Consider the following 22,890-nt stretch of genomic DNA (forward strand, 5'->3'; position numbering starts at 1 on the left):
ATCGACGGCGGAGCCGGATTTGATACATTAAAAGTAGCTGATAATAGCATAGACTTTAGCCATGTTAAAAATATCGAAAAACTAGATATGACTAATGGAGAAAAGACAACCTTATCTCTTACAGCTAGCAATGTTCAAGATATATTACGTGATAGTAATGAGAATAAGCTAAAAATAGATGGTGATAGTAACGATGAGCTTACTCTTGGAAGTAGCTGGACTAGAGGTGCTAGTTCTGGTGGTTATACTACTTATACTAGTGGTACAACTACAATCGAAGTTCAAGATCAAATACACGTACTTTAATATCTATACTTTTAATCCCAAAGGAAATTCCTTTGGGATATTTCTATCATTAATTTTTTCATAATTGTTTATATTTTTAATTAGTGTTAAATCTACAAAATTTTAGTTATTTATCAAGTAAGTCTGGATGATAAACAAAGGCTGAAAATGGATTAAAATTTGGCGGTAAATGTAGATAAATTTACTGCCGTAAGGATAAATTATTTTCCAGTTGGGTCTAAGCCATTTAAGATGTAATTTATTTCATCATTACTTAGCTCATAGTGTAAAAATTCTTTATAAAATTTCTTCGTTTCAGCTGCTATATCTATATCTTTAAAAATTTCAGGATATAATATCTTGGCCGCCCATAAAATTTGCAATGCTCCCTCGGCGCCGTATCTATCCCAGCTAAAAACGCCAGTTGGATTTACGTAAACTCTTTTATTTTTGACGGCTTTGGTTGCCCGCGTAGATAGGATTTTCGTATATCTTTTATAAAATTTTGGGAGCTTTGGCTCTGCCTACGATGATGACGTCGGGATCTGCGTTAGGTATCTCTTCAGCATTGATTTCAAGCATATTTCCTGCTTTTTGAACCGCGTTTTGGCCGCCTGCTACCCTTATCCACTCGTCTATGATCGTATTTGCGCCGTCAACCTTAAATAAATTTTTACCGTCTGCTATGTGAAGTACTTTAGGTCTATCTGACGCAGCGATCTTATCCGTTTTGCTTAGCGCTTTTTTAAGGTTGCCATCAAAATACTCGTTAAATTTCTCCGCGATCTTCGGCGCTTCGCCTTCTATGACCTCGGCCATTATAGATACGCTTCTTTTCATATCCGCATGATTGGTAAATGACGGATAAAGTACGGTAAAGCCGTTTTTAGTTAGCTCTTATTTGTTCTTTTTATCGGCGGCTATGACGACGTCCGGGCTTAGTTTAATTAGCTCTTCTACCTGTAAGTCTTTGCCGTTTACGCCGTTTGGGATGCTTGAAATTCTAGGATAAACGTGCGCAAACCATTTGTTGTTTTTGATTAGATCGGTGGTCGCTACTATCTTGTCCGCGCCGCCTAGCATTAATATGATTTGATTATTCGCATACCAAAGTGTAGCGATTTTTTCTACTTTTGCGGGGACTTTGACGATGTCGCCAGACATATCTTTGACATCTCTAAACTCAGCTGCATTTATACTAAAAGCAGCCATTAACGCCACTAAGGCAGTAAAAATTTTTCTTATTTTCTTCCTTTTTATGAAATATATATTTTTATATTTAGATTACAAATAATATATATTACTACCTTAATATGCAATTTATGAATAATATATTTTTATAATTTAAGAACTTTATCGGATATAAGAATGGCTAAATTTTTAAAATTTATAAGAAAGATTTCCCCTCCACAAAAGATGGAAGGGAAATTTATATAAGAGTTAGATTGCTTATTTCTCAAAAGCTTTTTGCAAGCTAAACGGAAACGCCTGATAGCCCATAGCATTTGTCATCTTTATCTCGATGCTAGGCTCTTTTGCGCCCCACTCAAACTCATCGATGTGCGGGCTAGGAAGTCCTACTGGGCGACCTTTTGCGATGTCAAACTGCATACCAGCAACGGCTGAATAGACCATCACGCTATCAAGGTCATCTTGATACTGCGTAAGGCTAGTAACTGAGCTGTACCACTCCTTGCCACGCTCTTTGCCATATTCCCAGACTTGCTCAACGGTCTTTTTCTTTTCATCGATCTTATAAACGACTGCGCGAGAGTACTTCATGCCAGCGATGGCTGGTTGCTCCATGCCCCTTGTGTCGCCATTGTCAAAGACACTTAGATAAATTTCGCCTTTTTTAGACTTGCTATCTATCCTAAATGCTGTGTGCTGCGTCCATTGCCAGTCAAAGCCACCTTTGTCGCTCTCGTATCCTGGGCATTTTGAGTACTCATCTTCGCAGACGATTTTGTTGCCTTTGCTATCAACTGGTTGAAGGAGTTTATCTTTAAATTTATCGCTCCAGCCTTTATGAGCACCCATTATCCATTTTACTTGTTTATCTCGGCCGATCTTGATAACTGCGTCTTGGTGGCGGCTTGAGATGATGATACTATCATCGCTTGGGTCATAATCCACGCTATTTACGTGCGCCCAGTTGCGTCCGGGACCAGCGCCAACTATGTCGCCCCATTTATCATGCGTATCCATAGACTGAAGCTCATCAGAGCTTGCTGTGTGGCCTGCTTTTTTAGCGTCTATGTTTAAGCAAACTGCGCCTTGATCAAGCGTTTTTAGCACGATATCGCGGTAAGGATCGAGGATTTCATATAGTCTAAAGTCATCAACTACGTTGCCGTCGCGGTCAAGCTCAACGATCACGTCGCGCACTGTTCTTACGTTTTTGCCATCAGCTCTTTTATAATCAGCATTTGCCACGCGCAAGAAGTAGTGTCCGTTTTGTGCTACGTCCATTGAGTGAGAGAAGTCGTTGTAGCTAGCTGGTAGCTCGCGGTTGAAAATTTCTCTACCCATGATGTCGTATTTTGCATATCTTTGGCCGTATCCCCAAGTCATAGCGCCGTCGTCATTTTGCTTAAAGCCCATCATAACGCCAGCGTTAAATGGCTGTTTTAGATCATAAATTTTGCTTGGCTCAAGATACCATCTAACCTCGCCTTTTGTGTCAAGGATGAAGTTATTTGGGCTGTAGTTCCATTCGATCGCACCGCCAGCTGGGTTGTTCCAAACGACTTTTGTGCCCTTGCCGGTTTTATTTACGAAGTTATTTACGTAGTAGAGGCGGTTAGCAAATTTAGCACTCGCAGGCTTAGTAACCTCGATCTTATCAAATAGTGCGCCCTTTTGATTTGGCGTGCCTGAGCTTTCTAGGTAGATGGCTGGGGCGTAAATTTTATAGCTCTCTTTTATGTGCTCGGTCTTGCCTTTGTAGATCTTATCGTACTCGACTTCAACAGTATTTTGGTAGTCAGGATACATGCCAAAAACAGGTATGCCGCCATGTGTGCGAAGATGTTTGTCGGCCACTTTGTAGCTTATCACCTGACCGCCTTGTTTTGGCACGATGGTTACTTTGGCGTTGCTTAGTGTATAGCCACCATTTTTAATGACTGCTGTAAGTGGGGCAGTATCGTATGGATTTACCACTACTTCGCCTATTTGCCCAGTGATAGCATAGTCTAGTTTAGCCCCGCTTGGACCGCCTATCGCAAAAGCGCTTGAGTAAAGCACGGAAGCTAGCGCAACACAACTCAAAGTCTTTTTCATAACATCTCCTTTGGATAAATTAAATTTTATAAACTCTACTCATAAAGCTTATAAAATTTAGAAAAAGCCTTGGAACGCCCAAGGCTTAAAATAGGTAAAAGGAGTAATAAAAAATATTGCATCCTTCGTAATTGTAATAAAACCTTATAACATAAAAATCACGATAAACTTTATAATGGCTTAAAATCTAAATTTATATTAAAAATTTTTGTCTTTTTGGATATTAAGCTAGCATTTACGCTTAAGCACTTATAATCAGCCCCAAACAATGGAGTAAAACTTATGACACTAACTTACAATGCAAAGAAAATTTATGAAATTTGGTTTGGTTCAAAAAGTGAGCTTGAAGAGAGCAATGCTAGCTTTTTAGAGGATTATTTAAATTTTTTAGGCGATATTGGTGAAGTGATAAATATTGATGAAAAAACAAGACTTTCGGTTATCATCGCCTCTCTTTGTGTGAGTAAAGGCGCAAAAAGCTCATTTAAAAGCTTCGTTAGGGCCGCTTTAAATGTAGGCATATCAGCAAAAGAGATAAGAGAAATTTTATATCAAGCAGTGCCTTATGCTGGGCTTGGCAAGGTAGAAGATCAGATATTTTTAGCTGATGAAATTTTTAATGAGCGCTATATAGAGCCTGAAAATATGCCTAAAAAATCAAGAGAGGGCAGAGGTGAACGAGGCCTTGAGATACAAAGAAAACTCTTCCCAGCGATTGATAAATTTATCGCATCAATGCCAAATGATCAAAAATATATAATGGAGTTTTTATCGCAAAACTGCTTTGGCGATTTTTATGCAAGAGATGGACTTAGTTTAGAGCTTAGAGAGCTTTTGACATTTGTCTATATCACGACTCTTGGCTTTGCAAAGCCACAGCTTTTAGGGCATATTGCTGCAAATTTTGGTATCGGCAACGATAGAGCTAAACTAATAAGCGTTGTTACGACACTTATACCATTTATAGGCTATCCGAGTGCTTTAAATGCATTATCAGCAATAAATGAGATAAGTTCTAGTAAAAATTAAATTTTTGATCAATGCAATATCTTATAAATTTCAGCCAAAATTTATTCTAGCGTTAAATTTGCGGTTGAGCTTGGTTGTAGAATAACTCAAAATAAATCATCTAAAGGAGATTATCATGAGTTTTCTATCTAAATTTAGCAAGGCTATCTTTGCTGTTGCGGTGGCTGGAGCGATTAGTGCTAGTGCATTTAGCGAGGGTGAGGACTACGTCAAGCTTGAAAAGCCACTAAGTGTGGGACAAAATACGCTAGTTAAAATTTTTAGCTACGCTTGCCCATTTTGTTACAAGTACGACAAGAGCGTCACTCCAAAGGTAGTTGAGAAAATCCCTGGACTAAAATACGAACCATTTCATCTAAAGACAAAGGGCGATTACGGCGAGGTTGCGAGCAAGGTTTTTGCCGTGCTTATCGTTATGGACGAGGCAAAGGGTATTAGCTTGTTTGATGAAAATTCGCTATTTAAAAAGGCTAAATTTGCCTACTATAAGGCTTATCACGACAAAAAAGAGCGCTGGGGCGATGGTAAAGACGCTGAGAGCTTTTTAAAGACTGGACTTGAAGCAGCTGGCGTTAGCAAAGCAGATTACGAAAAAGAGCTGGCTAATCCAAAAGTGACTGAGTTACTTAAAAAGTGGGATGAGAGCTATGACGTGGCCAAAATTCAAGGCGTGCCAGCATTTGTCGTAAATGGCAAATATCTCATCATGACAAAATCAATAAGCTCGCTTGATGGCATGGCAGCACTCATCGAAGAGCTTCTTAAAAAATAAGGCGTCACATGAGCTTTTTTAAAAAAATGGCTAAATTTCAAGACTCACGCATCTCTTGGGCGATCTTAGTCTTTGTAAGCGTCGCGCTTGTCGTTATCGCGCACTCGCTCTTTCAAAACTACGCTTATATGCCGCCTTGCGAGCAGTGCGTCTATATACGTTTTGCCTTTTTGTGCATGGCACTTGGCGGCGTGATCGCTATCATAAACCCTAAAAATTTGCTCTTTGCTCTAGTTGGCTACGTCTTTGCCTTTTGGGGAGCGGTGCAGGGCATAATGTATAGCGTAAAGCTAGCCAAAATCCACGACGCAGTGCATGGCGATGATCCATTTGGCGTGCAGGGCTGCTCGACTGAGCCGCACTATCCATTTGGTCTGCCGCTTGAGAAGTGGGCGCCTGACTGGTTTATGCCTACAGGCGACTGCGGATATGACAGCCCTATGGTGCCTGATGGCGCGGTGCTAAGCGATTTGCAAAAGAGCATAGTGGATCTTTACGCAGACGGCTGGTATCTTGTGCCGTCGTCTAAATTTATGTCGATGGCGGATTGCACGCTGCTTGGATTTGGCATTTGCTTTGTTGTGCTTGCACTTATGCTTGTTTCAAAGCTCTTATCTTTTAAAAATTAAATTTTAGTTAGCCCTATTTTTGGGCTAACTTAGGATATACTGCACGCATGGGTATTAATTTAAAATCACAAAATATTAAAATTTATGCGATCATCTTGCTAGCAAGCCTCTTTGTCGTGCTTCTTGGGCTAAACAGCTACAACAAAGCAAAAGAAAAGATCATCGAGCTATCTGATAAAAACAATATCGCAGTTAGTAAAAACATTGTTAGCAACTTTCAAATTTGGCTTGATGAGCGTCTAAATTCGCTCATCCGTGCGTCAAAATTTATCCAAAACTCTGGCATCATAGATGACGATACTAGGGTGGCAAATTTCATAAAGCTCTTTAAAGAAAATGCAAAAGAATTTGATCTCATGCAGCTTCTAAGAGAGGACGGCGAGATCTTTGTAGATGGGCAAAAGATCTCAGAAGAGGTGATGTCAAAGCGTGAGCGAGCGGGGCTTATCTGGTATGTCGAGACAAAAAATACAAATGCCCCAAGCGTAAATTTCATGCAAAAACATAAAATTTTAAAAGGCTCAACTCTAAATTTATGCGTTCCAGTCACAAAACAAGCGAAATTTAAAGCAGCACTTTGTGGCGTTGTGCGTATAGAAAATATCTTTAACAGCATTAAAAATTTTAGCCTTGCGCCAAATTCTTACTCATTTTTAGTAACTCATAGCGGTGAAATTTTAACATCGATACCTGATCTTGCTTTAAAAAAAGAGATCGAGGAGAAATTTAAAGAGTTGTTTTTAAAAGACGAAGACATTACAAGCTTAAAAATAGGACAAAATTTAATCCAAGTAGCTGAGATACCAACGATAAATTGGTTCATAGGAGCTGGCACAAATAATGAAGAGGAAATTTCAGCTTTAACAAAAGAAGCTTTAAAGAATGCTCTAAGCTTGCTCTTTGCCTTCGTTGCGCTCACATTTTTAGCAAATATTCTTCATAATTTTATGTATAACAAGATAAAAAAGATACAAGATGAGTATGAAACATTGCTAACTCATAGAGCCAAAATGAGTGAGGCTGGCGAGCTAATAAGTGGTATCAATCATCAATTCATTCAGCCAGTAAATTCGCTAAAACTAATGCTAAGCTCGTGCATAATGTTAAAAAAAGAAGGTAAATTAAGCGATGAGGAGCTAATAAATTTACTTGAAAAAGGACAAAGCTCAGTCAAACTTCTTTCAAGTACTATTGAAATTTTTAGGAATTTTTACAAAAGCGCTGAAAATGTGAGCGAATTTAAGATACAAACAAGCATTAAAAACCTAATAACTCTCATGCACACAGAGCTAAGCCGTGCAAATGTTAGTGTAAAATTTAGCGGCTTTAACGAACAAAAAGTTCGTCAGATAGAAAATATAATCCAACAAATTTTACTAATCCTAATACACAACGCAAAAGACTCACTTGTCGAAAGCTACAAAGATGAGCCACTAAAACGTATCATCGAGATAAAATTTAGAAGCTTTGAAGATAAGTGCTACATCGGAGTTTATGACAATGGGAATGGCGTAAGCAAGCAAATGAGTGAGAAAATTTTTACTTGGCTAAATACCACCAAAAAGCAAGGAAATGGCATAGGGCTTTATTTTGCTAAAAAGCTAGCGCAAGAAAAGCTAAATGGCGACGTAAGGCTCGTAAATAACGCAAAGCCAACGGTGTTTGAGTTAAGTTTTGATATAAATTTAAAGGACTAAAATGCAAGAAGTCTTAGAAATTTTAAAAAAGACGTCCGTATTGGTAGTCGAAGATGACGATATGGCAAGAGAGCTTATTATTAGTGGGCTTAAGCCTTATTGCGAACAGGTAATTGGTGCTTGCGATGGACAAGATGGCGTGGAGAAATTTAAAAAGCAAGGTTTTGATATTGTGATGAGTGATATTCACATGCCAGTGCTTAATGGCTTTGAGATGATGAATGAGATGAAACGTACAAAGCCGCACCAAAAATTTATCGTCTTTACCTCTTATGATAGCGATGAAAATTTGATAAAAAGCATGGAGGAAGGGGCGATGCTCTTTTTAAAGAAGCCTATTGATATGAAGGATCTTAGAGCAATGCTTATTAGTTTAAGTTTTGAACGAGATGAAAAGCTAGTTTATTTAAGTGATGAGGTGAGTATAAATTTAAAAAGAGAGAAAATTTATAAAAATGGCATTGAAATTTATCTTAGTTTTTTGCAAAATAAGATATTTTGGCTCTTTGCTTATAATCTAAATAAGCTAGTTACTTATGAGATGATAGAAGAATTTGTCTATGAAAGCGATGTTAGCAAGGCAGCTATCCAAAATGTAATACTTCGTCTAAAGCGTGAGCTTGGTGTGAAATTTAAAAATATTAGCGAGAGTGGATATATTTTAATCACAAAATCTGAATGATTTGGAATTATCGCCACCTTGTACCATAGTACAATATACAAAAGTAATTAAATATACTAAAATACCGACAAATAAAAATAAGGAATAAAGATGGCAGCAGTAGCTGGTATAGTTAAAAGTGTTTCATCTGATGTTATAGCGATAGACCAAAATGATCATGTAAGAGTTTTAGACGTAAATGATAAAGTATATATCGGAGAGGCTATAAAGGGCGAGAGCGAAAGTGCAAGCATTACAATCACTGCAAATGATGGACAAGATATATCAATAAACGGATACGATACTCTTTGGCTAGATAGCAGCGTAGTGAGCGATGATATTGGTGAGTCTAGCATAGATACTGACGCATTGTTTAAAGCGCTTCTTGGCAATGATTATGTATCGATTTTAGATCATATAAATGAAAAAGTAGATGATATCCTTAGTGCAACCAATTTAGAGCAAGAAGAGCTAAATGATGAGGCTAGCGTAAGTATTAGTTTTAATGAAATAGATCCAAATTTAGCAAATGAGCATGGATTAAGAGAAGATGATCTTTTAGCTAAAATGAATGAACATAAAGAGAGTGACAAGCAGGTAGATACTAGCTTTGAGCATACAAATCTTAACGCAACTACGATATATATAGATATCGATAACGACTTAAATAAACTTTCATAAATTTGAGCTTTTTGCTCAAATTTCTTCTGTTTTAAAAAACTCAAATTTATCTAATATCCTCTATAATAAGCCAAAAACTTCAAAGGAAAACGATGAAAAAAATTCTAATCATCGCAGGCTCTTGTAATAGCGGCACAGCTGGGCTTCAAGCAGATATAAAAACATGTGCTAGGCTTAATTGTTATAGTGCAACAGCGGTAACTTCTTTGGTCGCTGAGACTACGGATGCTGTAAAGAGTGTAGTTTGCTTAGAACCTAGTTTTGTCAAAGATCAGCTTTGTACACTTGCGGAAGAATTTAGCTTTGATGCGATTAAGATAGGCATGTTATTTAGTGAAGAGATCATGGAGGTGGTGCATGAGTTTTTACTAACTCAAAATACCAAAGTAGTGCTTGATCCAGTTTGCGTCTCAAAAAGCGGACACAAGCTTATAAAAGATAGTGCGGTGACAAAGCTAAAAGATCTAATGAGCTTAGCTACGGTAACTACTCCAAATTTAGATGAGGCAAATGTGCTTTTTGGTGATGATTATAAAGATTTGCCTTGTGACGTCATCGTAAAAAAACATATCAGCGAAGATAGCAGCATAGACACACTTTATAAAAAAGATGGCTCACTAAGAAATTTTAAAACCCCACTTGTTAATCCGCTTGTAATGAGTGGAACTGGTTGTAGCTTTTCAACTGCACTTGCTTGCTTTTTAGCAAAGGGCAAGAGCTTGGAGGAGTCTATACAACTTTCAAAAGAGTATATTTGCTCTATCATAAAAGAGAGCATTGATACAAAGCTTGGCAAAAACCGCCTACTTTGGCATGGAGCGAAGTAAAATTTATCCCTCTGATCTTTGCACGGCAGCTGAGTGAGTGATGATGTCGTGCAGATTTAGTTTATCTTTTCTAAAGAAACAAAGGCAAAGCCCAAGTATGCTAAAGCCAGCAAAGGCAAAGCAAATTTGGCGCAAGATGGTGTGAAAAAAGCTTAGTTTTCTACCGGTTTTTAGGTTTATCAGATAAATTTCTTGTGCTTTGTAGCCCGGAGTTTGTGCTTTTATGCTAAAAAAAAAGCACATTATAAGTGAGATCAAGCTATTTGCACCAAAAATGGCAATTTGGTTATGCAAAAATGCCTCTTTGCCATCAAGCACAAGATATGTTGTCGCATAAAATATAGGCATACCGATGATAAAAAGATCGATGATAAAGGCCTTTGCTCTAGCCCAAACAGGTGCGATTTTTGCCTTTTGCTTCGCCAACTCAATTTCCTGTATTTATGTAGATACGGCTAAATTTCTCCCAGTCGTATAGATAGACTAGGTTGTCACTCTCGCCATTATCATGCGTGACGCAGAGCATAGTAGAGGCACGTGAGACTTTGCACCAGTGATTATAGAGATCAAGTTTTTTGATATCGCTTTCTAGTACACCAAAACAGCCTATATATTCATAAATACTAAGATCAAAAAAGCTCTTATTTTCGGTTTTTAGCAAGCATTTTTTGCTATTTTCTTGCATTAAATTAGCTCTACACCTTTGCCATTTACTACTTCGCCGATCACGTAGCCATCGCTGCTAGCTAGGACAGCGTCAACGTTTTCTTTTGGCACAACTAATATCATACCAACACCCATGTTAAAAGTCCTCATCATCTCGCTTTCTTCTACTTTTTGAGCGAGGATTTTAAAAATTTCAGGCGTTTTTACAGCACTTTTTTGCACCTTCGCACCAAGTCCAGCAGGAAAGACGCGAGGTAAGTTTTCAACTATGCCACCACCGGTGATGTGAGCCATTGCCGTAATCTTATCTTTTAATCTTAAAAAGTCGCTCACGTAAATTCTAGTTGGCTCAAGAAGCACGTCGATAAGCTTTCGCTCACCTACTTTTTCATCAAATTTTAGTCCGAGCTCGCTAACTACTTTTCTTGCTAGTGAAAAGCCATTTGAGTGCAGGCCACTACTAGGAAGCGCGACTAAAACATCACCTGCTTTTACAAATTTGCTTCTATCGATCTCGTCAGCCTCGGCGATACCAACGGCAAATCCAGCAAGGTCAAAGTCGCCCTTTTCATACATCGATGGCATCTCCGCTGTCTCACCGCCGATAAGTGCGCACTGAGCCTTTTTGCAGCCATTTGCGATGCTTTTTACCACCTCTTTGGCGCTCTCTATCTCAAGCTTTGCTGTTGCGTAGTAGTCAAGGAAAAAGAGTGGTGTAGCGAAGTTGCAGATGAGATCATTTACGCACATTGCGACTAGATCCTCGCCCACGCCGTCAAATTTCTTAGCGTCGATAGCTAGGCGAAGCTTTGTGCCAACGCCATCAGTTGCGCCTAAAATAGCTGGATTTTTATATCCACTTGGTAGTCTGACCGCTCCTGAAAATGACCCAATGCCGCCTATGACGTTTGGTGTTTGCGTAGATTTTACGAAAGGCTTTATCGCCTCAACAAAGCTATTTCCAGCATCTATATCCACTCCAGCATCTTTATAGCTTATCATCTTTGCCCTTTTTTGTAATTTTTTAAAACTTTAGCCAAAAGTTGCTAAAATTGTCATCAATTTTCAAAAATGGAGCGAGTTTGCAGAAATTTCCAAACGCTTATGTCATTACAGGCTCTATTGCTAGCGGTAAAAGCACGGCTATAAATTTGCTAAAAGAACGAGGCTTTAGCGTGATTGATGCGGACATAATCGCTCATGAGCAGCTTGAAATTTGTAAATGTGAGATAGCGAGAGTTTTTAAAGAGCAAATTTTAGACGAAGTTGGCAAGATCAATCGGCAAAAACTTGGTGCCATTGTTTTTAATGATCCAAAAAAATTAAAAATTTTAGAGCAAATTTTGCATCCAAAGATAAAGGAAGAAATTCTATCTCGCGCTACGAAGCTTGAGTGCTTGGGGCAGGTTTATTTTGTCGATATCCCTTTGTTTTTTGAAAAAGAGGATCGCTACGATGAGTTTAAAAATGTAGCCGTGATCTACGCGCCAAAAGAGCTTTTGCTAAGCCGCTTAATGAACCGAAACGGTCTAAAATTAGAAGAAGCAAAAGTAAGAGTGGAGCTTCAGATAGATATTGAGCAAAAGCGAAAAAAAGCAAATTTTATAATAGATAATAGTGGCGATAAAGAAAATTTAGAGCAAGAACTAGAGAAATTTCTAAGGCAAATTTGTGGCTGAGTTTATATAAATTTGGCAAAAAGTAGAGCAATTTTAAAGGAAAAATAATGCAAGTGTCAAAGTACAACGCTAGTGGCAATGATTTTGTCATATTTCATACATTTTTGAACAAAGATAGAAGTGAGCTTGCGAGGCAGATTTGCAGCCGAACAAACGGCGTGGGAGCTGACGGGCTCATCGTGCTTTTACCTTACGAAAAGGGCGTAAAATGGGAGTTTTATAACAGCGACGGAAGCTACGCTGCGATGTGTGGCAACGGCTCGCGCGCGGCTGCTAGATATGCCTATCTAAATGGCCTTGTAAGATCAAACGAATTTGCCTTGCTAACTGGTAGCGGTGAAGTGATGGCAAGCGTTAAAGGTGAGTGCGTTGAGGTCGTGCTAACAAGTCCAAAAATTTTAAGCGAGCCACTAAATGAAAATGGTAAAACTTGGTATTTTTACGATACTGGCGTGCCTCATCTTGTAAATTTCACGCAAAATTTAGATGAATTTGACGTCAAAGAGTGCAGGGCGCTTCGTCAAAAATACAATGCAAATGTAAATTTAGCCAAATTTGATGGCGGAGTTTTAAAGGTGAGAACCTACGAAAGGGGCGTGGAGGATGAGACGCTAGCTTGTGGCACTGGCATGGCGGCTTGCTTTTACGGCGCTACTTTAAATTTAAACGCAGCGCAATGTCTAAAAGTCTATCCAAAAAGCGGCGAAGAGCTTGGCCTTAGGCTAGAAAACGGCAAAATCTTATTTAGTGGAGCGGTTAAACACTGCTTTGATACGAGTATCGAAATTTAGCTTTTAGAACGAGTTTTAAGGCCTACTCTTAGCTAGTTATGGTAAGCAAATTTTTCAAATTTATATTACTAAATTTGTACCTAGCTGATGAAGTAAAATTTTATAGTGGTATTATTTAAAATTTGAATACAAAATAACTAAGTTAAAAACTCGAAAAATAAATTTTAATAAAAATTTGAATAGAAATTTAAAAAAAAGAAGATCTCCGCCGAAGCAGAGAAAAGGTGTTATTTCAAAGCATCTTTTGCTTGTTTTGCAAGTGCCGCAAATGCCTTCGCGTCATTCATAGCTAGATCAGCTAAAATTTTTCTATCAAGTTCGATCTTGGCTTTGTTTAAGCCATTGATAAATCTTGAATAGCTAATGTCGTTTAGTCTGCAAGCTGCGTTGATACGAACGATCCATAAACGTCTGAAATCACGTTTTTTCTGGCGTCTGTCGCGGTATGCATAAACTAAACTTCTCTCTAGTTGCTCTTTAGCTTTTCTAAAGTGTTTATGTCTAGCACTGAAAAAGCCACGTGCTAGCTTTAAAACTTTCTTATGGCGTCTTCTTCTAACTACGCCCGTTTTTACTCTTGCCATATTTATCCTTTTACAAATTGGCGCTCATAAAGTGAGTCTTGCCCCTAAATTTGGGGGAGTTTGAATGACTTTTTTGTCAAAAACTTAAATCTACGCTGCTTATACGCCGAGCATTTTGCGAACAGCTGAGACATTTGTGCTATCCACGTATTGTGGGCCACGCAAATCTCTCATGCGCTTACTAGGTTTTTTTGTTAAGATATGGCTTCTAAAAGCAGAGCCTCTTTTTATCTTATTTTTACCTACTTTAAAGCGCTTAGCAGCACCGCGAACGGTTTTCATCTTTGGCATGCTAATCCTTTTTGAAATTTTATACGCAATTGCGTAAGTTTTGGATTATAGCGAAAAATCCTTTAGAAAATTTAAATTTCACTTAGACAAAATTTGCAATAAATTTACATTAAACTTAAAAAAGTTTTAAAATTTATAATTAAATTATTAAAAATTGCATATAATCACACAAAGAAATTTTATTTCACTAAAGGAGTAAAAATGAAAGGCAAAATTCTTGCATCAATTGTTGCTATGAGTGCGATTTTAGGCACAAGTAGCTTGGCATGCACTACCATTTTAGTAGGAGATAAAGCTTCAAACGACGGCTCCATGCTGGTTGCTAGGAGTGCGGATAGTAAGGCTGTAAAGGCACAAGTCTTTTTGATCCATCCGGCCACAAAAAATCAAACTGGCATGCACAGTTCAAAGGCACATGATGGCGCAAATGACTTTACATATCCGCTTCCAAAAGATGGTATGAGATACACAACCATCGCGAACTCTCACACAAAACTTCACGGAGCGGTCGGCTACAATGAAGCTGGCGTTGGACTAAGTGGCACCGAGACCATTTACGCAAAAGACGAGCTTTTAAAGATCGACCCATATAACGAAGAGAGTGGCATCACAGAAGATGACATCCCAGACGTGCTTTTGCCACGTATGAAGAGTGCAAAAGAGGGTGTTAAGCTCCTTGGCGAGATAGTGGAGACTAAGGGCGCTGGAGAGGGCTTTGGCGTGGTATTTATCGACGCAAACGAGCTTTGGTACTTTGAAACAGGCACAGGCCATAAATGGATCGCTACAAAGATCGCTCCAGATGAGTATTTCGTCACGGCAAATCAAGGCAGACTTCAAAACTATAAAGAGAACGATCCAAATTTCATGGGTGCAAAAGATGTGATCAAATTTGCAATCGATAACAAGACTTATGACCCTGCAAAAGATGGCGAATTTAACTTCACAAAGGCCTATACAAGGGACGATGAGAGGGATGTGACTTACAACTACCCACGTGTTTGCTGGGTGCAAAGCATGTTTAACCCAAGTCTAAAACAAGACTTCGCCGATGGTCAGAAATTCCCAGTATTTTTAAAACCAGAGAAAAAACTAAGTGTTGAAGACCTAAAATCTGCGATGAGAGCCCACTACAACGGTACTGCGTTTGATAACTACGCCAGCAAATATGAAGATAAGAAAAACATCTACCGCGCCATAAGCGTCTTTAGAACATACGAGTCTCACGTCATGCAGGTGCGCCCATGGCTACCAAAAGAGATCGGCCGTGTGACCTACGTCGCTCTTGGCATGGCTGATCTTAGCGTTTATTTGCCGTATTACGAGGGGCTTGATGGCTTTATAAAAGGCTACTCTGATGGCTCTTATGACGCTGATGATACTTCGATATACTGGGTTTATAGAAAGCTTCAAACCCTTGTGATGACCGATTATGAGAAGTATTCGCCAGTGGTAAAAGAGGCCTACGCTAAATTTGAAAAGGAGTTGGCGGTAAAACAAGCTAAATTTGAAGATGAGTACATGAAGCTTTACAAAAAAGATAAGAAAAAAGCAGACAAACTCTTAAATGAATTTAGTCAAAAGACAATGCAAGAGGCTAAGGATTTAACTCAGCAGCTTACAAACAAAGTCTTTACTATGCTTACAGCTGATATGGACGCTAAGTTAAAATCCCTAAATAAAGGCAAAAAAGACTAAAAATTTTGGGCGTGAAATTTAGTAGCGCCCAAACTTTAAACAAAAATTTGGCAAAGAGCGTTTATAATGCAACAAAAATTCACTACAAAAGGAAAAACGCTGATGCCTTGTCCCATGCATAAAGCTCATTAATCTTGGCAAAAAACATATCAGCGATTTTCAAAAATCACGCAAATTTTTAAACGATTTTACATTTTTTCATATTGATATAAATCCATTTTTGCTAGCAGGTCCGTTGCATTGTAACTGCATTTTTAATAGCAAAGCTAAGCAATGCTTGAAATTTGGCAAGGATCTTTTTAGCAGGGTTTTTTATAAATTTTACTTTAGTTTAAGAAGAAGCGGGTGTCATCCACCTCGTTTTGGGTGACCCAGACTTGTGCGCAGCACAACAACATTGAACATGCTGGGGGTTTGGGTCGCAGGGATAAGGGGGCGGTTTCATAATTCTAGCCCCCTTATCCCTGCATAAAAATATTCAAGGTTGCTGTGCAGGGCACAGATTTAATTTAAAAATAGAAATTTAAAAAGGATAAAAATGATAAAAAGTTATGTTTTAGGTTTTCCAAGAATCGGAGAAAAAAGAGAGTTAAAGCGCGCATTAGAGGGCTTTTGGGCTGGTAAAGAGGGCTTTAGTGAAGAGAATTTGCAAGAGACTGCAAAGACGCTTCGTCAAAGACACTGGAAATATCAACAAGACGCTGGTATTTCGGCTATTAGCGTTAATGATTTTTCATTTTACGACCTAATGCTTGATAACATCATCGCTTTTGGCGCTACACCTCCAAGATTTGCAAATTTAAGTGGTTCAGAGCAATATTTCGCTTGCTCAAGAGGCAATAAAAATGGCGTTGCGATGGAGATGACAAAGTGGTTTAACACAAACTACCACTACATAGTGCCAGAGCTTAGCAGCGAGAGTAAATTTAGCCTAAAAGCGGACAAAATTTTAAATGAATACAAAGAAGCAAAGGCTAACGGCGTAAAAGGTAAGGTAAATTTGATCGGCCCTATCACATTTTTGGCTCTTTCAAAGACGACTGACGGCAGCTGCCCATTTAAGCATCTTGACGCGCTTGTAGGCGAGTACAAAAAGTTACTTGAGCAAATTTCTAAGCTTGATGATGAAATTTTAGTGCAGTTTGACGAGCCGATCTTTGTAACAGACAAAAACGAAAGCGATCTTTTGCCACTTATCACAAAGGTCTATAACGAGCTAACAGGCGTTGCTAGCAATATCAAAATCGTATTTGCGACATATTTTGAGCATGCGATTAAAGCAGTTAGCGAAGTGGCTAAAACTAAAATTTACGGCATCGCACTTGACTTCATCCATGGCAAGAGAAATTTCGAAGCACTTGAGACTATCAAAAACAGCCATTTGACGCTATTTGCTGGCGTGATCGACGGCAGAAATATCTGGAAAAGCAACATCGATGAAAAAGTAAAACTTGTTCATGAAATTTCAGAAAAAATAGGCGGCAAAGACTTTTACATCGGCACTTCATGCTCACTTCTTCATGTGCCATATACTCTAAAATATGAAGAAAACTTAAACCCTGAGATCAAAAGCTGGCTAAGTTTTGCGGTTGAGAAGCTTGATGAGATCAAGATCATCACAAAACTAGCAAATGGTGAGAAGCTTGATGAGAGCGAAACAAAAATTTACGAAGAGAACAAAAATGCTGTTAAAACCCGCGCTACTTCAAAGCTCATCCACTCTGATAGCGTTCAAAACCGCATCAAAAATTTAAGCAAATTTGAGCGTGACGAGAAATTTGAAGACCGCATCAAAATTCAACGCGAAACACTAAAATACGGCATTTTGCCTACAACAACGATAGGTAGCTTCCCTCAAACGGTTGATCTTCGTGTACTTCGCCAAAATTTCAAAAAAGGCGAGATCGACGCAGCTGCTTATGAAGCTGGTATCAAAAAATATATCGATGAGTGCGTGAAATTTCAAGAAGATATCGGCCTAGACGTGCTAGTACACGGCGAGCCAGAGAGAAACGACATGGTTGAGTATTTTGGCGAGCAGATCAGTGGATACGCATTTAGCCAAAATGGCTGGGTACAAAGCTACGGCAGCCGCTGCGTCAAGCCACCACTTCTCTTTGGTGACGTAAGCCGCCCAGAGCCGATGACTGTTAAGTGGATGAAATACGCTCAAAGTATTACAAAACACGTAATGAAGGGCATGCTAACAGGTCCTGTGACTATGCTAAACTGGAGCTTTGTGCGTGACGATCTTCCAAGAAGCGAGGTAGCAAAACAGCTTGCGCTTTGTATCTACGACGAGATCGCAGACCTTCAAAATGCGGGCATCAGAGTGATCCAAGTCGATGAGGCAGCATTTAAAGAGGGCTATCCGCTAAGAGCTGAAAATATCCCAGCTTATGAGAAATTTGCGGTTGATTGCTTCAAGCTTTCAGTAAGCTCGGCTGAAGCAAAAACTCAGATCCACACGCATATGTGCTACTCTGAATTTAACGATATTATTAAGACCATTGAGGCAATGGACGCTGATGTTATTAGTATCGAGACTGCAAGAAGCGGCAACGAACTACTTAAAATTTTCAAAGCCGTTGGCTACAAACAAGAGGTCGGACCTGGCGTTTACGACATCCACAGCCCGCGTGTGCCAAGTGTTGAGGAGATCGTCGCTCAGATCAAAGCTCTACTTGAAGTCTTGCCAAAAGAGCAACTCTGGATCAACCCAGATTGTGGCCTAAAAACTAGAAAATGGGAAGAGGTCGAGCCAAGCCTTAAAAACATGGTAGAAGCCGTCAAGATCGTAAGAGGTCTATAATACAAATTTTAGCGTCTAGCAAGCCTAGGCGCTAAACTCCGTTTAAATTTCAAAAAAAGTTAGAAAATGTTAAAAGATAAGATCATAAACAATGAAAGTGGCATAGTGCTTTATGGCCTAACGCCTCCAAAGGCTGAATTTGACGAGGTGAAGCTTAAAGAGATCGCTGCAAAATGGGACAAGAGGATTACAGATGTGCAGGCTGATGGCTTGGTGCTTTACGAGATCCAAGATGAAAGTAGCCGCATAAAAAGCGAGCGAACTTTTGAATTTAGCGATACATTAAGCCCTGAAATTTACTACTCAAAATACCTAAATTTAAAGACGCCAAGTATATTTTATAGGGTCGCGAATAAATATAACGAGAGTGAATTTAGAGCAAATTTAGCCAAAAGTAGTAGTGACATAAATGTCTTTGTCGGCGTTGCTTCTGGCAAGATAGAGCCTAAAATGAGCCTAGAGCGTGCTTATGAGATCGCTAGAGATGAGTTTAAAGAGCTTGTAGTGGGCGGTGTTTGCATAGCTGAGAGGCACGCTAAAAAGGGCGATGAAGAGCAAAGGATGAGCCAAAAGGCCAAAATGGGAGCAAAATTTTTCATCTCGCAGGCAGTTTTTGATATAAATTTGGCTAAAAATTTACTAACAAGCGTGGCAAAAAGCGGGCTAAATTTGCCTATTATCTTAACCTTTACGACTTGTGGCACGCCAAAAACGCTAGAGTTTATCAAGTGGCTTGGAATAAGTGTTGATGAAAAGAGCGAAAAAAGGATGCTTCAGAGTGATGATTTTTTAGCCACGGCATCACAAATTTGCCTTGAAAATTTTGTAGAGCTTTATGAATTTGCTAAAAAACTTGGTATAAATATCGGAGTCAATGTTGAAAGTGTAATGGCAAAAAGAGCCGAGATCGAAGCGAGTCTAGAGCTAACACATAAGATGAGAGAGGTGTTTTGATCTATTAAGAGCTGTTAAAGTTTAACTGATTTGAAGTTTCGCTATATCTTATATCCAGTACCCTAAGTAAATGGTAGGAATTTCTCTTATATCTCGTACGAGTGGTCTAATCCATTCTTGCTTTTGCATTGATCTAAAATTTCCTAGCGTAGTAAATTTCCTTAAAAACGCTAGTGGTGTTTTTGCTCTGCAAAAGCGTAATGAGAGAGATATTTTGACTATTTCTTATAAATTTAACTAGTTCGAGGTTTAATTTTTCATGTCTATTACTACTCTCAAAGATACCGATAACCTTGTTAACTTTTTTTAGCTGGATCATCCTAAACCCTAGTAGTAAAGCGATGCGTTTTATGATGATATTTCGCTCAAGGTTGCTTGAGAGTAGCAAGACTCTTTTTATCAATCTGTCAACCCACCAACAGGTTTTGTATTATTCTTATTAGCCTTTTGTTTTAAAAATTCCTCTTCATCTTTTGTAGAGTTATACTTATCTTTGAAAAATTTTTTCTTAGCATTAATTTTTTGCTCCAGTATCTTTCTCTCATGAATTTTATATGTTGGCTTCAGTACTAAAGATAATTTCTAAAGCTTACACATTTTAGCTCTTTAGGAGTGCCAAGGGGTTTTTGTGACGATAACTTGTGAGTTGCCGATATTGACTGGGTAGTTTTCATCTTTACCGATAACTGCGAAGCAAGCGTTAGCTAATTCTAAATTTATCCATCAAATTTGCTACTTATAAATAAATTTAATTACTAAAAAATTAAGCTAAATAAAATAGAAAATAAAATATAATCCCAAATCTTTGGTCCCGTAGCTCAGTTGGTAGAGCACTACCTTGACATGGTAGTGGTCGATGGTTCGAGTCCATTCGGGGCCACCACTTCTAACAAAACATCCCAAACAAGAGATTTAAAAATTAATTATTAGTAAATTTTCTAAAGATGTGGTAAAGATTTATTTCAAATAATCTTTCACATCATACTCTTTGCCAGCATCGTGATCTTTTAAAAGCTTTGCCACGATAGGGCTTAAAATGATGATGGCAATTAAATTTGGTACGACCATCAAGCCATTGAACATATCTGCTAGGCTCCAGACAAAATCAACCTTTTGCAAGCTTCCCAAAAATACAAAAACGACTACCAAAATTTGAAACGCCCTGACCGCCTTTGCGCCAAAAAGGTAGCGCACATTGATCTCAGCAAAATAGTACCATCCAAGAATTGTTGTGAATGCAAAGAAAAATAGGCAAACAGCTACGAAACTATATCCGCCAACCCTACCAAAGATATGCGATGAGAAGGCTTCTTGCACTAAAGTTATGCCTGTAAAGACTGCTTTGCCATTTTCAAAGCTAATAACATTTGCAGTAAGCACTACAAAAACGGTGATATTTAAAACGATAAAAGTATCTACAAATACGCTCATTATGCCAAGTACTGCTTGATCGACCGGGTGTTTGACATTAGCTGCGGCGTGTGCGTGCGGAGTTGAGCCCATGCCAGCTTCATTACTAAAAAGACCCCTTGCTATGCCGTATCTCATCGCAGCCGCTATGCTAGCTCCAGTCGCTCCACCCCACGCAGCTGAAGGATCAAATGCTGCTTTGTAGATAAGCAAAACTGCATCTGGAATTTCGTGAAAATTTAAAGCGATAATGATTAGTCCAACACCTACATAAAGCAAAGCCATCAAAGGCACGATCTTTTCAGCCACTCTTGCGATCGCCTTTACGCCACCTATAAAGATAACTGCGCAGACGATTGCTAAAAAAGCTCCAGTTATCCACTGAGGTATACCAAAGGCACCTTTAAAGCCGTCTGAGATCGAGTTTGCTTGCACCATATTGCCGATAAAGCCAAGTGCGATAATGATAGCGATAGCGAAAAAGCCAGCTAAAATTTTTGCCCATTTTCCCTTTAATCCACGACTTATATAAAATGCCGGACCGCCTATCGTGTGACCGCTGTCATCTTTTGTGCGGTAAATTTGAGCTAGACAAATTTCAGCAAAATTTGTAGCCATGCCTAAAAATGCAGCACACCACATCCAAAATATCGCTCCAGGACCGCCCATGATAAGAGCCGTTGTCGCACCTACTAGATTGCCGGTGCCAACTTGTGCTGCGATCGCAGTTGCAACTGCTTGAAACTGGCTCATGCCAGCCTTGCCAGCAGCTTCGCCGTGAAGTGAGAAATTCCCAAAAAGCTCTTTTAGGCCCATTTTAAACTTAAAAATTTGAACAAACCTAAGCCTAATAGTAAAAAATAGTCCAGTGCCGCAAAGTAGGGCAATAAGGAAGTATGGACCCCAAAGAAATGAATTTATACTTTCGACACAATTATTTAAAATTTCAGCAAAATTTGTAGGCATTCTCTTGACTTTCATTGGTGTAGTTTAGAGAGCGAGTATATTTAAAAAAATATAAAATTAAAATAAATAAGAAAATTTTTTTAGCTTGACTTAAAATTTCGTACTAGTTTCGGCTTGCTCGCAGCGTACTCGTTTTTACTAGCAAGATTTTGCGACCAATATTTTTACGCTCTAAGGCGTTTTTTGATTGATAATTTTTAAAATTATGTTTTTGTATGTTTTAGATGACTTTTTAAATCAATTTGTAATCTTTATTGCGCGGATATAACTTGGCAAAACGTATTTAGCTCTTAGTTTTGCTAAAAATTTTATCAAAAGCGTTTAAAAGGCTTTGGCGTTAAATTGCTTAGTCATCTTTGTAAAATTTGCCCGCTTTTTGTTTAACTGGGTTAAATTTACCGCCTTGCGCCGATTTTTTATAAAATTAAGCAAGCTAGTAATGCCTTATAGACTACCAATAAGTTTGCTTTCTAGTATAAATTTAATGGTAAATTCTAGTCTTACCGCACAAATTTAACGCTATTCTATAGGCTTAAACTGCTTAAAATCCACACCGGTCGTGTCAAGGACTGTACGCGAATAAAAGTAAAAACTATAAAATAAATCATCATCATAAAAGCGTTCTTCCCAAAGCTCCTCGTCGTTTTCGTCGCTTTGTGGCCACAGGTATTTTTCGGCTAGCATATCAGCAAAGCTGCCCAGTGGTGCGGCGTGATTAATTTTATCAGCATCGTCACAAACCATAAGCATAAACGCGAAAAATTCACCCAGACGGGATACGATAAGCTCTGCCACCTCGTTTTTATCGCCGTTATCAGCGACCAACTTCGCCCGCATAAAAATTCTCGCCAAAAATACAAGTGCAAAAGGCGTAGCGTGCCAAAAAGTACTTTGATGCTCTATTTCTTTAAAAATTTTATCAAGCACGTCACAAGCAGCTTTGGCGTTAAATTTTGCTTCATTGTTATTTGCTGGATTTGCCGTATTTTGTCCGCTATTTGACTTGCTGGTAGTCAAACTTTGTGTCAAATTTTTCTCGCCGATCGCTGCCGAAAGCTGTTTAAAAATTTCTGGAAATTCGCTTGCTCTACCATAAGTCGTTGTTAATCTACTCCAAGGCACGTCTTCTATCTCTAAATTTGTGATGTATGCTAAATTTTGCTTATTCATCTA

22 protein-coding genes, 1 tRNA gene and 1 pseudogene are annotated in these 22,890 nt (G+C 38.7%); 14 read left to right on the forward strand and 10 right to left on the reverse strand.

Annotated elements, in window-relative coordinates:
- The coding region (locus CVS93_RS00005) for a hypothetical protein (RefSeq protein ID WP_159071500.1) at positions 1-306 on the forward strand (306 nt) is incomplete at its 5' end.
- 200 nt (positions 307-506) lie between these two features.
- Here CVS93_RS00005 and CVS93_RS00010 read toward each other — a convergent pair.
- Positions 507-1,530, reverse strand: a pseudogene (locus CVS93_RS00010) (ABC transporter substrate-binding protein).
- Between the two features lie 204 nt (positions 1,531-1,734).
- Entirely contained in the window at positions 1,735-3,570 is a 1,836-nt protein-coding gene (locus CVS93_RS00015) for an aryl-sulfate sulfotransferase (protein ID WP_107686098.1), read from the reverse strand.
- Positions 3,571-3,852: 282 nt separating this feature from the next.
- Between CVS93_RS00015 and CVS93_RS00020 the strand changes: the two genes are divergently transcribed.
- The 7 genes from CVS93_RS00020 (at position 3,853) to CVS93_RS00050 (ending at position 9,866) form a co-directional block, all read left to right on the forward strand.
- Positions 3,853-4,599, forward strand: coding sequence for a carboxymuconolactone decarboxylase family protein (locus CVS93_RS00020; protein ID WP_107686099.1), 747 nt, complete (start codon positions 3,853-3,855; stop codon positions 4,597-4,599).
- Between the two features lie 115 nt (positions 4,600-4,714).
- Entirely contained in the window at positions 4,715-5,371 is a 657-nt protein-coding gene (locus tag CVS93_RS00025; RefSeq protein ID WP_107686100.1) for a thiol:disulfide interchange protein DsbA/DsbL, read from the forward strand.
- A gap of 8 nt (positions 5,372-5,379) precedes the next feature.
- Complete coding sequence (gene dsbI, locus CVS93_RS00030) at positions 5,380-6,000, forward strand: protein-disulfide oxidoreductase DsbI (protein WP_021083796.1); 621 nt, start codon at positions 5,380-5,382, stop codon at positions 5,998-6,000.
- A gap of 47 nt (positions 6,001-6,047) precedes the next feature.
- Entirely contained in the window at positions 6,048-7,697 is a 1,650-nt protein-coding gene (locus CVS93_RS00035) for a sensor histidine kinase (protein WP_107686101.1), read from the forward strand.
- A 1-nt stretch (position 7,698) separates the two neighbouring features.
- The gene (locus CVS93_RS00040) at positions 7,699-8,379 is read left to right on the forward strand and encodes a response regulator transcription factor (protein ID WP_107686102.1); all 681 of its coding nucleotides are present in this window, start codon (positions 7,699-7,701) and stop codon (positions 8,377-8,379) included.
- Positions 8,380-8,469: 90 nt separating this feature from the next.
- On the forward strand, positions 8,470-9,039 hold the full coding sequence (locus tag CVS93_RS00045; RefSeq protein WP_107686103.1) for a hypothetical protein: 570 nt from the start codon (positions 8,470-8,472) through the stop codon (positions 9,037-9,039).
- A 92-nt stretch (positions 9,040-9,131) separates the two neighbouring features.
- Positions 9,132-9,866 carry a hydroxymethylpyrimidine/phosphomethylpyrimidine kinase gene (locus tag CVS93_RS00050; RefSeq protein WP_107686104.1) on the forward strand — a complete coding sequence of 245 codons (735 nt, stop codon included), beginning with the start codon at positions 9,132-9,134 and terminating at the stop codon, positions 9,864-9,866.
- A gap of 3 nt (positions 9,867-9,869) precedes the next feature.
- Here CVS93_RS00050 and CVS93_RS00055 read toward each other — a convergent pair whose 3' ends face one another.
- The 3 genes from CVS93_RS00055 to purM are packed head-to-tail and all read right to left on the reverse strand — an operon-like array spanning position 9,870 to position 11,534.
- Entirely contained in the window at positions 9,870-10,292 is a 423-nt protein-coding gene (locus CVS93_RS00055) for an RDD family protein (RefSeq protein WP_107686105.1), read from the reverse strand.
- A 1-nt stretch (position 10,293) separates the two neighbouring features.
- Positions 10,294-10,551: a hypothetical protein gene (locus CVS93_RS00060; protein ID WP_103618825.1), complete on the reverse strand. Its 258-nt coding sequence runs from the start codon at positions 10,549-10,551 to the stop codon at positions 10,294-10,296.
- Complete coding sequence (purM, locus tag CVS93_RS00065; RefSeq protein ID WP_107686106.1) at positions 10,551-11,534, reverse strand: phosphoribosylformylglycinamidine cyclo-ligase; 984 nt, start codon at positions 11,532-11,534, stop codon at positions 10,551-10,553. The genes CVS93_RS00060 and purM overlap by 1 nt, the downstream gene beginning before the upstream one ends.
- Positions 11,535-11,614: 80 nt before the next feature.
- Between purM and coaE the strand changes: the two genes are divergently transcribed.
- Entirely contained in the window at positions 11,615-12,211 is a 597-nt protein-coding gene (coaE, locus tag CVS93_RS00070) for a dephospho-CoA kinase (protein ID WP_107686107.1), read from the forward strand.
- Between the two features lie 47 nt (positions 12,212-12,258).
- Positions 12,259-13,002: a diaminopimelate epimerase gene (gene dapF / locus CVS93_RS00075; protein WP_107686108.1), complete on the forward strand. Its 744-nt coding sequence runs from the start codon at positions 12,259-12,261 to the stop codon at positions 13,000-13,002.
- A gap of 227 nt (positions 13,003-13,229) precedes the next feature.
- On the opposite strand, the gene rplT is transcribed toward dapF, so the two are convergent.
- Together rplT and rpmI are read right to left on the reverse strand one after the other, a co-directional pair.
- Positions 13,230-13,586, reverse strand: coding sequence for a 50S ribosomal protein L20 (gene rplT, locus CVS93_RS00080; protein WP_004317321.1), 357 nt, complete (start codon positions 13,584-13,586; stop codon positions 13,230-13,232).
- Between the two features lie 99 nt (positions 13,587-13,685).
- A complete protein-coding gene (gene rpmI, locus CVS93_RS00085) occupies positions 13,686-13,877 on the reverse strand; it encodes a 50S ribosomal protein L35 (RefSeq protein WP_107686109.1) in 192 nt (63 codons plus the stop codon).
- A 201-nt stretch (positions 13,878-14,078) separates the two neighbouring features.
- On the opposite strand from rpmI, the gene CVS93_RS00090 reads away from it, so the two are divergent.
- From CVS93_RS00090 to CVS93_RS00105, 3 genes are all read left to right on the forward strand, one after another.
- Complete coding sequence (locus CVS93_RS00090; protein WP_107686110.1) at positions 14,079-15,575, forward strand: C69 family dipeptidase; 1,497 nt, start codon at positions 14,079-14,081, stop codon at positions 15,573-15,575.
- Between the two features lie 538 nt (positions 15,576-16,113).
- Complete coding sequence (gene metE, locus CVS93_RS00100; RefSeq protein WP_107686111.1) at positions 16,114-18,387, forward strand: 5-methyltetrahydropteroyltriglutamate--homocysteine S-methyltransferase; 2,274 nt, start codon at positions 16,114-16,116, stop codon at positions 18,385-18,387.
- 66 nt (positions 18,388-18,453) lie between these two features.
- On the forward strand, positions 18,454-19,341 hold the full coding sequence (locus CVS93_RS00105) for a DNA-binding protein (protein WP_107686112.1): 888 nt from the start codon (positions 18,454-18,456) through the stop codon (positions 19,339-19,341).
- Positions 19,342-19,474: 133 nt separating this feature from the next.
- Here CVS93_RS00105 and CVS93_RS00110 read toward each other — a convergent pair whose 3' ends face one another.
- Positions 19,475-19,744, reverse strand: a complete 270-nt coding sequence (locus CVS93_RS00110; RefSeq protein WP_159071501.1) for a hypothetical protein — start codon at positions 19,742-19,744, stop codon at positions 19,475-19,477.
- Positions 19,745-20,148: 404 nt separating this feature from the next.
- Between CVS93_RS00110 and CVS93_RS00115 the strand changes: the two genes are divergently transcribed.
- Positions 20,149-20,224, forward strand: a tRNA-Val gene (locus CVS93_RS00115).
- Positions 20,225-20,298: 74 nt separating this feature from the next.
- Here the strand turns inward: CVS93_RS00115 and CVS93_RS00120 are convergent.
- Both CVS93_RS00120 and CVS93_RS00125 read right to left on the reverse strand, forming a co-directional pair.
- Positions 20,299-21,717: an alanine/glycine:cation symporter family protein gene (locus CVS93_RS00120; RefSeq protein ID WP_107686114.1), complete on the reverse strand. Its 1,419-nt coding sequence runs from the start codon at positions 21,715-21,717 to the stop codon at positions 20,299-20,301.
- A gap of 519 nt (positions 21,718-22,236) precedes the next feature.
- Complete coding sequence (locus CVS93_RS00125; RefSeq protein ID WP_107686115.1) at positions 22,237-22,887, reverse strand: ATP-dependent DNA helicase RuvA; 651 nt, start codon at positions 22,885-22,887, stop codon at positions 22,237-22,239.
- Between the last annotated feature and the right edge of the window lie 3 nt (positions 22,888-22,890).

It is taken from the genome of Campylobacter concisus (assembly GCF_003048535.1).
GTDB lineage: Bacteria > Campylobacterota > Campylobacteria > Campylobacterales > Campylobacteraceae > Campylobacter_A > Campylobacter_A concisus_S.

Excerpts from the sequence above, each read along its gene's own strand:
- CVS93_RS00035 (WP_107686101.1), top strand. The coding sequence starts at position 6,048 with ATGGGTATTAATTTAAAATCACAAAATATTAAAATTTATGCGATCATC.
- rplT (WP_004317321.1), bottom strand. The coding sequence starts at position 13,586 with ATGGCAAGAGTAAAAACGGGCGTAGTTAGAAGAAGACGCCATAAGAAA.
- CVS93_RS00125 (WP_107686115.1), bottom strand. The coding sequence starts at position 22,887 with ATGAATAAGCAAAATTTAGCATACATCACAAATTTAGAGATAGAAGAC.
- CVS93_RS00020 (WP_107686099.1), top strand. The coding sequence starts at position 3,853 with ATGACACTAACTTACAATGCAAAGAAAATTTATGAAATTTGGTTTGGT.
- dapF (WP_107686108.1), top strand. The coding sequence starts at position 12,259 with ATGCAAGTGTCAAAGTACAACGCTAGTGGCAATGATTTTGTCATATTT.
- CVS93_RS00060 (WP_103618825.1), bottom strand. The coding sequence starts at position 10,551 with ATGCAAGAAAATAGCAAAAAATGCTTGCTAAAAACCGAAAATAAGAGC.
- CVS93_RS00045 (WP_107686103.1), top strand. The coding sequence starts at position 8,470 with ATGGCAGCAGTAGCTGGTATAGTTAAAAGTGTTTCATCTGATGTTATA.
- purM (WP_107686106.1), bottom strand. The coding sequence starts at position 11,534 with ATGATAAGCTATAAAGATGCTGGAGTGGATATAGATGCTGGAAATAGC.
- CVS93_RS00120 (WP_107686114.1), bottom strand. The coding sequence starts at position 21,717 with ATGCCTACAAATTTTGCTGAAATTTTAAATAATTGTGTCGAAAGTATA.
- rpmI (WP_107686109.1), bottom strand. The coding sequence starts at position 13,877 with ATGCCAAAGATGAAAACCGTTCGCGGTGCTGCTAAGCGCTTTAAAGTA.
- CVS93_RS00050 (WP_107686104.1), top strand. The coding sequence starts at position 9,132 with ATGAAAAAAATTCTAATCATCGCAGGCTCTTGTAATAGCGGCACAGCT.
- metE (WP_107686111.1), top strand. The coding sequence starts at position 16,114 with ATGATAAAAAGTTATGTTTTAGGTTTTCCAAGAATCGGAGAAAAAAGA.
- CVS93_RS00040 (WP_107686102.1), top strand. The coding sequence starts at position 7,699 with ATGCAAGAAGTCTTAGAAATTTTAAAAAAGACGTCCGTATTGGTAGTC.
- CVS93_RS00025 (WP_107686100.1), top strand. The coding sequence starts at position 4,715 with ATGAGTTTTCTATCTAAATTTAGCAAGGCTATCTTTGCTGTTGCGGTG.
- CVS93_RS00015 (WP_107686098.1), bottom strand. The coding sequence starts at position 3,570 with ATGAAAAAGACTTTGAGTTGTGTTGCGCTAGCTTCCGTGCTTTACTCA.
- CVS93_RS00090 (WP_107686110.1), top strand. The coding sequence starts at position 14,079 with ATGAAAGGCAAAATTCTTGCATCAATTGTTGCTATGAGTGCGATTTTA.
- CVS93_RS00105 (WP_107686112.1), top strand. The coding sequence starts at position 18,454 with ATGTTAAAAGATAAGATCATAAACAATGAAAGTGGCATAGTGCTTTAT.
- dsbI (WP_021083796.1), top strand. The coding sequence starts at position 5,380 with ATGAGCTTTTTTAAAAAAATGGCTAAATTTCAAGACTCACGCATCTCT.